This window comes from Streptomyces sp. NBC_01264 (genome assembly GCF_026340675.1).
Taxonomy (GTDB): Bacteria; Actinomycetota; Actinomycetes; order Streptomycetales; family Streptomycetaceae; genus Streptomyces.
Genome location: NZ_JAPEOX010000001.1, coordinates 2,199,254 through 2,211,767, shown reverse-complemented (window position 1 = coordinate 2,211,767; position 12,514 = coordinate 2,199,254). Strand labels below are relative to the sequence as shown.

Sequence of the window (12,514 nt, the reverse complement as noted above, 5' to 3'; positions counted from 1 at the left end):
TGCCCCCTGGCGCTCCGCCCCTCGCACCCGAAACCGGAAGGCAGCCACAGCCATGCCCCAGCGCGCGCTCAGCGACCAGCCTTTGGCCAACCCGGGGAAACTGTTCATCGGCGGCGCCTGGGTCCCGGCCCAGGACCACCGCACCGAACCGGACATCAGCCCCGTGGACGGCCAGGAGATCGTGCCGGTGGCCCAGGCCGCCGCCGCCGACGCGGACGCGGCCGTGGCCGCCGCCCGCACGGCGTACGAGGAAGGCCCCTGGAGCAGACTCTCCGCCCAGGAACGCGCGCTGCGGCTGAACCGGGTCGGGGAGCTCATCGAGCGCGACCTGGAGGAGATCGCCCTGCTGGAGACGGTGGACATGGGGAAACCGTTCGCCTTCTCCTCCACGGTCGATGCCCCCATGGCCGCCCAGCTCATGCACTACTACGCCGGCGCCGTGACCCGGGTGGACGGCTCCTCCCGGGCCCCGGCCGGCGGGCAGCTGGCGTACACCCTGCGCGAACCGCTGGGCGTGGTCTGCGCCATCACCCCCTTCAACTTCCCGCTGCTCCTGTCGATGACGAAGATCGCCCCGGCCCTCGCGGCCGGGAACACGGTGGTCCACAAGCCCTCGCCCGCCACCCCGCTCACCGCCCTGAAGATCGCCGAGCTGTTCCAGGAGGCGGAGATTCCGGACGGGGTGCTGAACGTCATCACCGGTCCGGGCGTGGAACTGGGCGAGACCCTCACCGGGCACCCCGGCATCGACAAGATCGCCTTCACCGGGTCCACCTCCGTGGGCCAGTCGATCATCCGCAAGGCGGCCGGCACCCTGAAGAAGGTGACGATGGAGCTCGGCGGCAAGTCCGCCAACATCGTCTTCGCCGACGCAGACCTCGACGCCGCCGAGGAACTGGCCTTCTTCGGCATCTACTACAACAAGGGCGAGATCTGCACCGCCGGCTCCCGGCTGCTGCTGCACCGCCCGATCCACGACGAGATGGTCGAACGGCTCGTGGCCCGCGCGGCCGCCCTGCGGCCCGGGGACCCGCGCGACCCGGCCACCCTCTTCGGGCCGCTCGCCCACCGCGGCCAGTTCGACAAGGTCAGCTCGTACATCGAGGTCGGCGAGAAGGAAGGCGCCGTCCTGCGCGTCGGCGGCACCGGCTGGACCCCCGAAGGGGCCTCCTCCGACGGCCTGTACTTCCTGCCGACCATCTTCACCGGCGTCGACAACTCCATGCGGATCGCCCAGGAGGAGATCTTCGGACCCGTCCTGTCGATCATCCCCTTCGACACCGAGGAGGACGCCGTGCGCATCGCCAACGACAGCGCGTACGGCCTCGCCGCCGGGGTCCACACCAAGGACCTGCGCCGCGCCCACCGGGTCGCCTCGCAGATCAAGGCCGGCACGGTCTGGGTCAATTGCTACAACCAGTACGACCCGTCGGTGCCCTACGGCGGCTACAAGGCCTCCGGCTACGGGCGCGAGTGCGGCCCCGAGTCCCTGGAGAGCTACACCCAGACCAAGTCGGTCTGGATCGGAATGGACTGACCTCACCGCTCGCACGCAGACCACCGGAGGAGCCCTCATGCGGATCGGCATCGTCGGAACGGGCCGGATCGGATCGACCCTGGCCAGGATCCTCGTGGCGGCGGACCACCAGGTCGTGCTCGCCAACGCACGGGGCCCGCGGAGCCTCGCGGACCTGCTGGCCGAACTGGGCCCCGCGGCCTCGGCGGCGTACCCCGCCGAGGCCGCGGCCCGGTCCGAAGTCCTCGTCCTGATGGTGCCGTTCGACAGCGTCCAGGGGCTGCTGCCCCAGGACGCCGTACGGGACACCGTGCTGGTGGACGCGACCAACGCGTTCGACGGCCCGGGCAATGCCCGGGACCTGGGCGGCCGGGGATCCAGCGAACTCGTCGCCGAATGGTATCCGGGGACCCGGATCGTCAAATCCCTGAACACCATGCACTTCGAGACGCTCGCCGTCGCCGGCACCGCGCAGGGCCCGCGTCTGGCCCATTTCACGGCGGGCGACGACGGGAAAGCCAAGGAAATAGTCGCGGGAATCATCACGGATCTCGGATTCGCTCCCGTGGACACCGGTCCGCTGCACTCCGGAGGAATTCTCCAGCAGCCCGGCGGGCCCCTCTTCAACCGGCCGCTCACGGAAGCGCAGGCGCTGGCATGGACCTCTCACTGAACGTCAACGGAAGACCCGAGCAGTTCTCGGCGCAGCCGAACGAACTGCTCGTCGAACGGCTCCGCGACGGCCTCGGGCTGACCGGCACCAAGGTCGGCTGCGACACCGGCCAGTGCGGAACCTGCGTCGTCCGGCTCGACGGCCGTTCCGTCAAGAGCTGCCTGATCCTCACCGCGGCGGCCGCCGGCTCCGCGGTGACCACCATCGAAGGGGTCACCACCCCCGGCGGTGAACTCACCGGCCTCCAGGAGGCCCTGCGCGAGGAACACGGCACCCAGTGCGGCTTCTGCACTCCCGGGATGGTCATGGCCCTGGGTGAACTGGTCGACAACACCACCGACCGCGAGCCGCCCACCGAGCCCGAGATCCGCGAGTGGCTCACCGGCAACCTGTGCCGCTGCACGGGCTACCACAGCGTCGTACGGGGAGTGCAGCGCGCCTGCTCCGCGGCCCGCGCGCAGGCGCCCGTGGAGCAGGGCACCGCGCAGCCGGCCACCGCCGCCGCGTCCGGACAGGAGGGGTGAGGGAGATGACCGCAGTCACGGGGGAGACCCCGCTCCAGGCGCCGATCCAGGGCAACGGCCTGCTCGGACAGCCACTGGACAGCCGTGAGGACCCGCAGCTCCTGCGCGGCGAGGCCACGTACGTGGGAGACATCGACCTGCCGGGCACCGCCCACATGGCGATCCTCGGCAGCCCCGTGGCCCACGCGAAGATCCTCTCCATCGACGCCAAGGCCGCCGAGCAGCTGCCGGGCGTACTGAAGGTGGCCACCGCGGCCGACTTCACCGACGTCATGCCGCTGCCCTGCATCTGGATACCCGGCGGGGTCGAGAGCCACTTCCCGCCCCACCCCTACGGACTTCCCGGCTCCCGCCCAGTGCTGTCCGGCGACACCGTGCGCCACGTCGGCGACGCCATCGCCGTGGTCGTCGCCGAGACCCCGCGCCAGGCCGCCGCGGCGCTCGCCGCCATCTCCGTCGAGTACGAGCCGCTGCCCGTGGTGACCCGCGCCGACGAGGCCCTCGCCGAAGGCGCCCCGCAGCTCCACGAGGCCGTGCCCGGCAACCTGAACGCGTACTGGACCTGCGGCGACAAGGACCGCACCGACGCGGCCATCGCCGAGGCGGAGGTCACGGTAGAGCTCGATCTCGTCAACCAGCGCACCATCAACAGCCCCATCGAGCCGCGCGGCGCGGTCGGCGACTACAACGCCGCCACCGGCGAGTACACGCTGTACGCCTCCACCCAGGGCCCGCACAACCACCGCTTCCTGCTCTCCGCCCTGGTCCTCGGCATCCCCTTCAACAAGCTCCGCGTCGTCGCCCCGACCGTCGGCGGCAGCTTCGGCACCAAGGGGTACCTGTACCCCGACATGGCGCTGGTCCTGCTGCTCTCCAAGGCGCTCGGCCGGCCCGTGAAATGGGTCGACACCCGCACCGGGCTGATGAACTCCACCGTCCAGGGCCGCGACCACCGCCAGCACGTCACCCTGGCCGGCACCCGCGACGGCCGGATCACCGCCGTGCGCTGCACGAGCTACGCCAACCTCGGCGCCTACCCCTCCACCATCGGCCCCGGCGTCGCCACCGCCCTGATGGGCCGCTCCATCAGCGGCATGTACGACATCGACGCCGCGTTCTGCGAGGTCTACGTCGCCTTCACCAACACCGTCCCGCTCGGCGCCCAGCGCGGCAGCGGGCGCGCCGAGGCCGCGTTCCTGATGGAGCGGCTCGTGGACCGCTACGCCTCCGAGATCGGCATGGACCCGGCGGCGGTGCGCCGCAGGAACCTGGTGCCGAAGGAGAAGTTCCCGTACGACAACGGCCTCGGCTGGACCTACGACTCGGGCGACTACCAACTCAACTTCGACCGGGCCATCGAGCTCTCCGGCTACGCCGACATGCCCGCCCGCAAGACCGAGGCCCGCACCCGCGGCAAGCGGCTCGGCGTCGGCATCGCCTCCTACGTGGCGATCTGCGGGGTCGGCCCCTCCACCCGGATGTCCAAGGAGGGCATGCTCGGCGGTACCTGGGAGAGCGCGAACATCCGCGTCCACCCGACCGGCGAGGTCACCGTCACCGTCGGCTCCGCCTCCACCGGCCAGAGCCACGGCACCGTCTTCGCGCAGGTCGCCGCAGACGAGCTCGGCATCGACCCGGCGACGGTCCAGGTGTACGAGGGGGACACGCTCAAGGCCCCGTACGGCCAGGGGACTTACGGCTCGCGCTCCTACAGCATGGCGGCGCCCGCCATCGCCCTGACCGCCCGGAAGCTCAAGGCCAAGCTGGTCAAGGCCGGAGCCGTCTTCCTCGGCGTCCCCGAGGACAAGGTCGTCTACGCGGACGGCAAGGTCTTCGAAGCGGGCAACGAGGAGAACACCAAGACCTTCGCCGAGCTGGCGATGGCCATGTGGTACGGCTGGGGGCTCCCGCCCGAGATCGAGCCCGCCCTCGACGAGACCACCCACTTCGACCCACCGGACTTCAACTACCCCTTCGGGACGCACGTGGCGGTCGTCGAGATCGACGAACTGACCGGCGAGACCGAGGTGGTGGCCTATACCGCCGTCGACGACGCCGGGAACATCGGCAACCCGAAGATCGTCCTCGGCCAGATCGAGGGCAGCATCCTGCACGGCCTCGGCCAGGCCCTCATGGAGCACGCCGAGTACGACCCGGACGGGCAGCTCGTCAGCCGCGACCTGGGCCACTACGCGCTGCCACGCGCCATCGACGCCCCCTTCTTCACCCTCGACAAGACCACCACGCCCACCCCGCACAACCCGCTGGGAGCCAAGGGCGCCGGCGAGATCGCCACCGTGCCGCCCGCCGCGGCCGTGGTCAACGCCGTCGTCGACGCCCTGTCCGACCTGGGCGTGCAGCACATCGACATGCCCGTCACCCCGGAAAAGGTCTGGCGCCGCCTGAGAGGGGAAGCCCAGTGATCCTCACGGAGTTCGACTACGTACGCCCCGTCGGCCTCGACGAGGCGCTGACCCTGCTCGCCGGCCGTCCCGGTGCCCGGGTGCTGGCCGGCGGGCAGAGCCTGCTGCCCGGCCTGCGCACGGGGGAGGAGCGGGCCTCCCTCCTCGTCGACCTGCGCCGGATGGAAGAGCTCCGGGGGATCGAGCCGGTACCCGGGGGGCTCCGGATCGGGGCGCTGACCACCCTGGCCGAGCTGGCCGCGGATCCCCTGGTGCTGGCCGGGGCGCCGGAGATCGCCGCCGCGGCCCGCGCCAACGGCGACCCCCAGGTCCGCAACCTCGGCACCGCCGGGGGCAACCTCGCCGCCACCGGCCGGGCCACCGACCTGCCCGTCGCCGCCATCGCCGCCGGCGCCACGGCCGAACTGGCCGGCCCCGGCGGGGTGTCGGTGATCACCGCCGAGGAGCTGGCCGCCTCCGGGGTTCCGGCGGGCACCGTCATCACCGCCCTGCTCGTCCCGGTGGTCGCGGGCGGCGCCGCCGCCTTCGAGAAGACCGCCGACCGGGCGACCCGCTACCCGGTCTGCGCCGTCGCCGTACGGATCACCCCCGACGGGCCGCGCATCGCGGTCACCGGGGCCACCGCCCGCGCGGTGCGGCTGCGCGGGGTCGAGGAACGGATCGGCGGAGGCCCGTACGGCACGCAGAACGTGCTCGCGGCCTTCCGCGCCGAACCCCGGGAGCTGTTCGTCCCGGGGCGCGGCACCTCGGCCGAGTACCTCGGCCACCTCGCGGGCGTACTCACCGCCCGCGCGCTCACGAGGGCCGTGCAGGCACCCGCCTGACCGCCCACCACGGGGGAGTTGAAGCAGTGGAACCGTTGCCCACGACAGCACGGACCGCGCCGTCCGCGACCACCACGGGGGTCACCTTGCGTCCAGCCGCCGGCGCCGCAGGCGCACCGAGAAGCTCCGGCTTCTGGGTGGTGGGCGCGGTCCTCGTCCTGCTGATGCTCTCCTCCTCCGTCCCCTCCGCCCTCTACGTCCTCTACCAGCAGGAGTGGGGCCTGTCCTCCGGCATGATCACGGTGGTCTTCGCCCTGTACGCCGTCACCGTGCTCGCCGGACTCCTGCTGTTCGGCTCGCTGTCCGACACCCTCGGCCGGCGGCCCGTACTCGCGGCCGGGCTGGTCCTGGCGATCGTCGCCATGGGCCTGTTCGCCGCGGCCCAGGGGCTCGGCCTGCTGCTCGCCGCCCGCGCCGTGCAGGGGCTGGCGGTGGGCCTGGCCGCCGGGGCCATGGGCGCCGCCCTGCTGGAACTGGCCCCGCGTTCGCGGCCCGCGCTCGGCGCCCAGGTCAACAGCGCCGGCCCGACGGTGGGCATCGGCCTCGGCGGCATCGGGGCCGGGCTGCTGGTGCAGTACGCACCCGCTCCGACCGTGCTGACCTACCTCCTGCTCGTCGGGGCCTTCGCCGTCTCCCTGGTCGGGGTGGCCCGGATGGCGGAGAGCGCGCCGGGGCGGGCGGCGGGCCGGGCGGCCGGCGGCCGCTTCAAACTGGCCCCGCACCGGATCCACATCCCCGCCGCGGCGCGCGGCCGCTTCGCCGTGCTGATCCTGACCATCGTGGCCGTCTGGTCGGTCGGAGGGTTCTACCTCTCGCTCGGCCCGCACCTGGCCCTGTCCCTGCTCCAGAGCACCAACTACCTCGTCGGCGGAGCCACCGTGGCCCTCCTCGCCGGAGCCGCCACCGCCGCCCAGCTCCTGCTGGGCCGCACCGAGGCCCTGCGCACCGCCGTCCTCGGCCTGCTCGGGCTGCTGGGCGGACTGGCCCTGGTGCTCCTCGCGCTCGGGCTCGGCTCCGCCCCCGTGTTCCTCGTGGCCACCGCGGTGCTCGGAGCCGGCTGGGGCGCCGCCTTCCTCGGCTCCTTCCGCGCCCTGAGCGCGCTGGCCGAGCCGGCGCACCGGGGCGAACTGACCGCCGCCGTCTACGTGTTCGCGTACCTCGCGATGAGCGTGCCGGCGGTGCTGGCCGGACTGCTCACCAACATCCACGGACTGCACCGCACCTCGGTCGGCTTCATGGCCACCGTCGCCGCGGTGTGCGCCCTGGCCCTGCTGGCCACCCTGCGGCTGGCGGCCCGCAACAGGACGGAAGGGAGCACCGCATGACCGGGGCCCCGGGCACCGCCGCGCTGCGCACCGCCCTGCGCGGGCTGGAGATCTTCGAGGGCCTCACCGAGGAGCAGCTGGACTGGCTGGTCTCGGTCTCCGAACCGAGGGTGCTCGCCGACGGGGAGGTGCTGTTCCGCGACGGGGAGGAGGCCACGGGCTTCCACGTCCTGCTCTCCGGTGGGCTGGTGGTCACCAAGGTCGTCGACGGCCGCGAAGAGGTCCTCACCCGGCACTCCACCGAGGAGGAGAGCGCGGCCGCCGAGGAGCACGACGGCAAACCCTCGGCCGCGCACCGGTTCACCGGCGAACTTCCCCTGCTGACGGACGGGGCGTACGTGGCCACGGCCGCGGCGAGCGGGCCCGCCACGACCGTGGTGGCGTACGCGAAACCGGTCTTCTTCGAGATGCTGACCCGCTGCCACGGGGTGGCCGCCGTACTGATCCCCGTACTGGCCTGGCGCATCAAGTCCTCCGAGGTCCAGGCCCGCAAACGGGCCACCGTCGAGGCGCTGGGCACCCTCGCGGCCGGCCTCGCGCACGAGCTGAACAATCCCGCCGCGGCCGTGGCCCGGGCCGCGCAGGAACTGGCGCCCGCCCTGGACCAGCTCACGCGCACCGCCCAGGCGTGGGGCGCGGCCGCCACCGGCGCGGAGCGCGCCGTGTTCGACCAGCTGGCCGTCGAGCTGGACAAGGTGACCCCGCCCGAGGTCACCGATCCGCTGGCGCAGGCGGACGCCGAGGAGGAGATCGCCGACTGGGCCGAGGAGGCGGGCGCGGAGCGGGCGGGGCTGCTGGGCTCGGGGGTCTCCGACCTCGGACTGAACCTGGGCGGGCTGCTGGAGCGGCTGGAGGGGGTCGGCGAGCCGGCCCTGCCCGCGGCCCTGGACCATCTGGCGGCCCTCCTGGAGATCCGCTCGCTCGCCGCCGAGCTGCGGGCGGCCGGTCCGCGGATCTCCCAACTCGTTTCGGCGACCCGTGATTACGCCAATCTCGACCGGGCCCCCGAGCAGCGCTTCGCGGTGACCGACGGGCTGGAGAACACGCTGGTCGTGCTGCGTTCCAAGCTCGCGGGCATCGGGATCGTCCGCTCGTACGACCCGGACCTGCCCGAACTGACGGGCTATCCGAGCGAGCTGAACCAGGTGTGGACCAACCTGGTCGACAATGCCGCGGCGGCCATGGAAGGCGCCGGAACCCTCACCCTGCGGGCCCGGGTCGAAGGCGTCTGCATGGTGGTGGAGATCGCCGACACCGGCTCGGGCATCCCCGCCGCATCCCTGCCGAGGATCTTCGAACCCTTCTACACGACCAAGGACGTGGGCAAGGGAACGGGGCTCGGGCTCCACCTCAGCTACCGCATCGTGACCCAGCGCCACCACGGTTCGATCACGGCCCGCTCGCGGCCGGGGGAGACCCGGATGACCGTCCGGCTGCCGCTGTCCGGGACCGATCCGTCCTGCGCCGTGCCGGCCGCGGGCGAAGAGCCCTCCGGTCCCACGGATTCCACGGATTCCACCGCTCCATCCCCATCGAAGAGTTGAAAGGGAGTCGACATGCCCAAGTACGACATCTCCACGCTGCACCCGGTGTTCGTCCGGCAGATGGACGCGCTCGCCGCGCTGGACATCGAAGCCGTCATGAAGAACTACACCGACGACGCGGTGCTGTTGCGCTTCGAAGGCGTCTCCGTCGGCATCGACGCGGTGCGCGAGACGTTCACCGGGTACCTGACGGTGAAGCCCACCCTCGTGGAGCTCCAGGAGTACATCGAGACCGACGACACGATCTTCTACCGGGCGATCATGAACCTGAACGGCGAACCGGAGCACGCGTTCGGGACGCTCGTCGTCCGGGATGGCCGGATCTGGCGCCAGACTGCCGGATTCGGCGGCTGATTGCGGAAATCTGGGTAGCGTGTGCGGGGAGGGTGGGGATGTACACCCTCCCCGTATGTGCGGCAGCCGTAGATATATGCAAGAAGTGCGAAGGGGGAGGCCATGGAATCGGAAACCGGCCGGGTCGAGGCATTCAGTGACGGCGTATTCGCGGTCATCATCACGATCCTCGTCCTGGAATTGAAAGTTCCGGAAGAAACAGGCTCCGACTTCTGGCACGGAGTGCGGGAACAGTGGCCGCACTACGCCGCTTATGTGGTGAGTTTCCTCATCATCGGCGTGATGTGGGTGAACCACCACACCATCTTCAGTCACATCAAGCGCGTCGACCGTCCTTTGCTGTTCCTGAACCTCCTGGTGCTGATGGTGGTGTCGGTGGTCCCGTACACGACCAATGTGCTCGCCGAACACCTCATGGAGGAAGGAGGATCGGCCAACGCGGCCGCCGTCCTCTACAGCCTCCTCACCGTGGCCTACGCCTTGGCGTTCCTGGCCTTCTGGTGGTACGTCACCCGCGTCGGACACCTCTTCCACGACCACGTGGACAAGGACGGCGCACGGGCCACCAGGGTCCGCTTCGGTCTGGGCGCCATCGCCTACCCGTGCACCGTCGCCCTGGCGTTCTTCTCGGCCCCGCTCACTCTCGTCGCACACTTCCTGATCGCGCTCTACTATGCGGCGAACCAGATCCCCATCCCCCTCGTGGTAGAGGAAGAGCGGCTCGATACTGCCAGCGACCTCAGGAAGTAGCCGCCGGGACCTACGGCCGTTCTCCGCGGTCAAGTAGGGTAATGGATCTAGCTGGTCGCGGGGGAGGCCCAGATGGCTCGCGTAGTCCTGCCGGAGGAATCCACGAAGGAAATCTCCGAATTGATCGACGTTCTGATCTCGCTCTTCTTCGAGTCGTTACCTCGGCGGGACCAGCGAAACTGGGCCCGCGTATACCTGAACGGCCTGGTGCAGACCAACGGCAAGAAAACAATTCGTAACATTGCCGGAACCGGGGCCAGTTCCGTAGAACAGAGCCTTCAGCAGTTCATCAGTAAATCCCCCTGGGACTGGACCCCGGTCCGCCGCTCCCTCGCCCAGCACCTGGAACGCACCGCGCAGCGCCCGCTGGCCTGGGTGGTGCAGCCCATGGTCATCGAGAAGGCCGGCGACCGATCGGTCGGCGTGGGGCGGCAGTTCGTCCCCCAGCTGGGCCGCACCGCCAACTGTCAGCAGGCCAGCGGGATCTGGCTCACTTCCAGCGATGCCGGCTTCCCCGTCGAATGGACCCTCACCCTCCCCGGGCCCTGGACGGCGGAACTCCTGCGGCGCCGACGGGCCGGCATCCCCGACACGGCCCGCTCGCTCACCCCCGCCCAGGACGCGGTGCACGCGGTCCAGCGGATGGCCTCCGCCTGGCAGCTCCAGCGCAGACCCGTGGTGATGGAAGTCGCCAACAGCGAACTGCCCCAGTGCATCGAATCGTTCGCGATGCAGGACATCCCCTTCGTATTCAAGGTGGACGGCACCCTGCCCGTCTCCTTCGGCGGAGCCGGCCGGCACAAACCCGGACCGCACACCGCGCCGGCCCGCGAGCTCATCGACTCCCTGCGCTCCCAGCGGCGGGTCGTCGAATGGACCCGGCACGGCCGCGCCGAGGGAGCGGTCACCCTGCTCACCTCGGCCGCCATCTTCGCCACCCCCGGTGAGGACCGCCTCGTACCGGCGCCGCCCACCCCGCTGCTGCTCGTCGGGGCCTGGACCGAGGCCGCCCTGCTGCCCTCGGAGTTCTGGATCACCAACATCGGCGACCGGCCGCTCGCGCAGCTGTTCCTTCTCGCCAAACTCACCGACCGGGTCGCGCTCGACTTCACCGAGGTCTGCGAGCCCGCCGGGATCCGGGACTTCGAGGGCCGGTCCTTCCGCGGCTGGCACCACCACGCCACCCTCGCCAGCGTCGCCCACGCCGCGATGCTGCTGGGCGCGCGCGGACGGGAGCCCCACCCGCTGCAGCCCGAGGCGTACCCCGGCCCGGCCCGGACCGCCCCCACCCGTGCGGTCGCCGCCGCGCACGCCCTCCCCCCGACGCTGCCACCCAGACCGGTCATCCCCGGGCAGAGCCCGCGCCGCGAGTACATCCGCTGATGCTCGACATCGCCGAAGAGCTACGCGCGTGGTGCGCCGCCGGACGGGACTTCGCGGTGGCCACGGTGGTCGCCGTCAGCGGCAGCGCGCCGCGCGGTCCGGGCGCCTCACTGGCCGTCGACACCGGGGGCACCGCGCTCGGCTCCCTCTCCGGGGGCTGCGTGGAATCCGCCGTGCACGAGCTCTGCCTGGAGGCGATCGGCTCCGGACACAGCAGCGTCCACCGCTTCGGATACAGCGACGACGACGCCTTCGCGGTAGGGCTGACCTGCGGGGGAGTCCTCGACGTCCTGATCACCCCGGTGCGCGTGCACGACCCCGTGCGGCCCGTCATCGGCGCCGTGCTCGACGCGGCCTGCGGCGGGACCCGCTCCGCGCTGGGCCGGGTGGTCTGCGGGCCGCCGGAGCAGCTCGGCCGGGCCATAGCCGTGCACGCGGACGGCTCCTACGAGGGCCGCCTGGGCGGGGGCGCCGAGCTGGACCGGGCCGCCGCCGAACGGGTCCGGGGCTGGCTGGCGGCCGGCCGCACCGGCACCGCCGAACTGGGCACGGCGGGCGGGCTCTGCGGGCAGCCCCTGACCCTGCTGGTGGAATCGGCCGCCGAGCCACCCCGGCTGTTGGTCTACGGAGCCATCGACTTCGCCGCCGCCCTGACCCGCGTGGGCGCCTTCCTGGGCTACCGGGTCACGGTGTGCGACGCCCGGCCCGTCTTCGTCACCGCCGCCCGGTTCCCCGAGGCGGACGAGGTGGTCGTGGACTGGCCGCACCGGCACCTGGCCGCGGAGTGGGAGGGCGGCCGCCTGGATTCCCGTACGACGGTGTGCGTACTGACCCACGACGCCAAATTCGACGTCCCGCTGCTCGCGCTCGCCCTGGGCCTGCCCCTCGGGTACGTCGGAGCCATGGGATCGCGCCGCACCCACGAGGAGCGGGCCCGCCGACTGCGGGCGGAGGGGGTGCCGGCGGCCGCGCTGGCCCGGCTGCGCTCACCGATCGGCCTGGACCTCGGCGGGGGAACCCCCGAGGAGACCGCGCTCGCCATCGCCGCCGAGTTCACGGCCGTCCGGTACGGCGGAAGGATTCTTCCGCTGGCCTGGAGCCGGGGCCCCGTCCATGGCCGGGCGGACCCGCACCTACCCGTCCGGAGGACCAAGGTCCCGTAGGAACCGACCATCCGGCCCCACATGTCATGGACGTT

The 12,514-nt window shown here is 71.7% G+C and carries 11 protein-coding genes; all 11 read left to right on the top strand.

The window, feature by feature from the left end:
• Positions 1-52: 52 nt before the first annotated feature.
• The 11 genes from OG435_RS10045 to OG435_RS09995 all read left to right on the top strand — a co-directional run bounded on the left by OG435_RS10045 (position 53) and on the right by OG435_RS09995 (position 12,479).
• Complete coding sequence (locus tag OG435_RS10045; protein WP_266876475.1) at positions 53-1,537, top strand: aldehyde dehydrogenase family protein; 1,485 nt, start codon at positions 53-55, stop codon at positions 1,535-1,537.
• Positions 1,538-1,574: 37 nt separating this feature from the next.
• Positions 1,575-2,189: an NADPH-dependent F420 reductase gene (locus OG435_RS10040; RefSeq protein ID WP_266876474.1), complete on the top strand. Its 615-nt coding sequence runs from the start codon at positions 1,575-1,577 to the stop codon at positions 2,187-2,189.
• Positions 2,174-2,713 carry a (2Fe-2S)-binding protein gene (locus OG435_RS10035; RefSeq protein ID WP_266876473.1) on the top strand — a complete coding sequence of 180 codons (540 nt, stop codon included), beginning with the start codon at positions 2,174-2,176 and terminating at the stop codon, positions 2,711-2,713. The genes OG435_RS10040 and OG435_RS10035 overlap by 16 nt, the downstream gene beginning before the upstream one ends.
• Positions 2,714-2,718: 5 nt before the next feature.
• Positions 2,719-5,136 carry a xanthine dehydrogenase family protein molybdopterin-binding subunit gene (locus tag OG435_RS10030; protein WP_266876472.1) on the top strand — a complete coding sequence of 806 codons (2,418 nt, stop codon included), beginning with the start codon at positions 2,719-2,721 and terminating at the stop codon, positions 5,134-5,136.
• Positions 5,133-5,960 carry an FAD binding domain-containing protein gene (locus OG435_RS10025; RefSeq protein ID WP_266876471.1) on the top strand — a complete coding sequence of 276 codons (828 nt, stop codon included), beginning with the start codon at positions 5,133-5,135 and terminating at the stop codon, positions 5,958-5,960. The genes OG435_RS10030 and OG435_RS10025 overlap by 4 nt, the downstream gene beginning before the upstream one ends.
• Positions 5,961-5,995: 35 nt before the next feature.
• The gene (locus OG435_RS10020) at positions 5,996-7,285 is read left to right on the top strand and encodes an MFS transporter (RefSeq protein WP_266876470.1); all 1,290 of its coding nucleotides are present in this window, start codon (positions 5,996-5,998) and stop codon (positions 7,283-7,285) included.
• Entirely contained in the window at positions 7,282-8,829 is a 1,548-nt protein-coding gene (locus OG435_RS10015; protein ID WP_266876469.1) for an ATP-binding protein, read from the top strand. Before OG435_RS10020 ends, OG435_RS10015 begins: the two co-directional genes overlap by 4 nt.
• A gap of 12 nt (positions 8,830-8,841) precedes the next feature.
• Positions 8,842-9,183 carry a nuclear transport factor 2 family protein gene (locus OG435_RS10010; protein ID WP_266876468.1) on the top strand — a complete coding sequence of 114 codons (342 nt, stop codon included), beginning with the start codon at positions 8,842-8,844 and terminating at the stop codon, positions 9,181-9,183.
• A 102-nt stretch (positions 9,184-9,285) separates the two neighbouring features.
• Positions 9,286-9,933 (top strand): TMEM175 family protein, encoded by a 648-nt coding sequence (locus OG435_RS10005; protein ID WP_266876467.1) that lies wholly within the window; start codon positions 9,286-9,288, stop codon positions 9,931-9,933.
• Between the two features lie 72 nt (positions 9,934-10,005).
• Entirely contained in the window at positions 10,006-11,316 is a 1,311-nt protein-coding gene (locus OG435_RS10000; protein WP_266876466.1) for an IS701 family transposase, read from the top strand.
• Entirely contained in the window at positions 11,316-12,479 is a 1,164-nt protein-coding gene (locus tag OG435_RS09995) for an XdhC family protein (protein WP_266876465.1), read from the top strand. Before OG435_RS10000 ends, OG435_RS09995 begins: the two co-directional genes overlap by 1 nt.
• The last annotated feature ends 35 nt before the right edge of the window (positions 12,480-12,514 follow it).

Excerpts from the sequence above, each read along its gene's own strand:
- OG435_RS10010 (WP_266876468.1), top strand. The coding sequence starts at position 8,842 with ATGCCCAAGTACGACATCTCCACGCTGCACCCGGTGTTCGTCCGGCAG.
- OG435_RS09995 (WP_266876465.1), top strand. The coding sequence starts at position 11,316 with ATGCTCGACATCGCCGAAGAGCTACGCGCGTGGTGCGCCGCCGGACGG.
- OG435_RS10005 (WP_266876467.1), top strand. The coding sequence starts at position 9,286 with ATGGAATCGGAAACCGGCCGGGTCGAGGCATTCAGTGACGGCGTATTC.
- OG435_RS10040 (WP_266876474.1), top strand. The coding sequence starts at position 1,575 with ATGCGGATCGGCATCGTCGGAACGGGCCGGATCGGATCGACCCTGGCC.
- OG435_RS10035 (WP_266876473.1), top strand. The coding sequence starts at position 2,174 with ATGGACCTCTCACTGAACGTCAACGGAAGACCCGAGCAGTTCTCGGCG.
- OG435_RS10030 (WP_266876472.1), top strand. The coding sequence starts at position 2,719 with ATGACCGCAGTCACGGGGGAGACCCCGCTCCAGGCGCCGATCCAGGGC.
- OG435_RS10000 (WP_266876466.1), top strand. The coding sequence starts at position 10,006 with ATGGCTCGCGTAGTCCTGCCGGAGGAATCCACGAAGGAAATCTCCGAA.
- OG435_RS10045 (WP_266876475.1), top strand. The coding sequence starts at position 53 with ATGCCCCAGCGCGCGCTCAGCGACCAGCCTTTGGCCAACCCGGGGAAA.
- OG435_RS10015 (WP_266876469.1), top strand. The coding sequence starts at position 7,282 with ATGACCGGGGCCCCGGGCACCGCCGCGCTGCGCACCGCCCTGCGCGGG.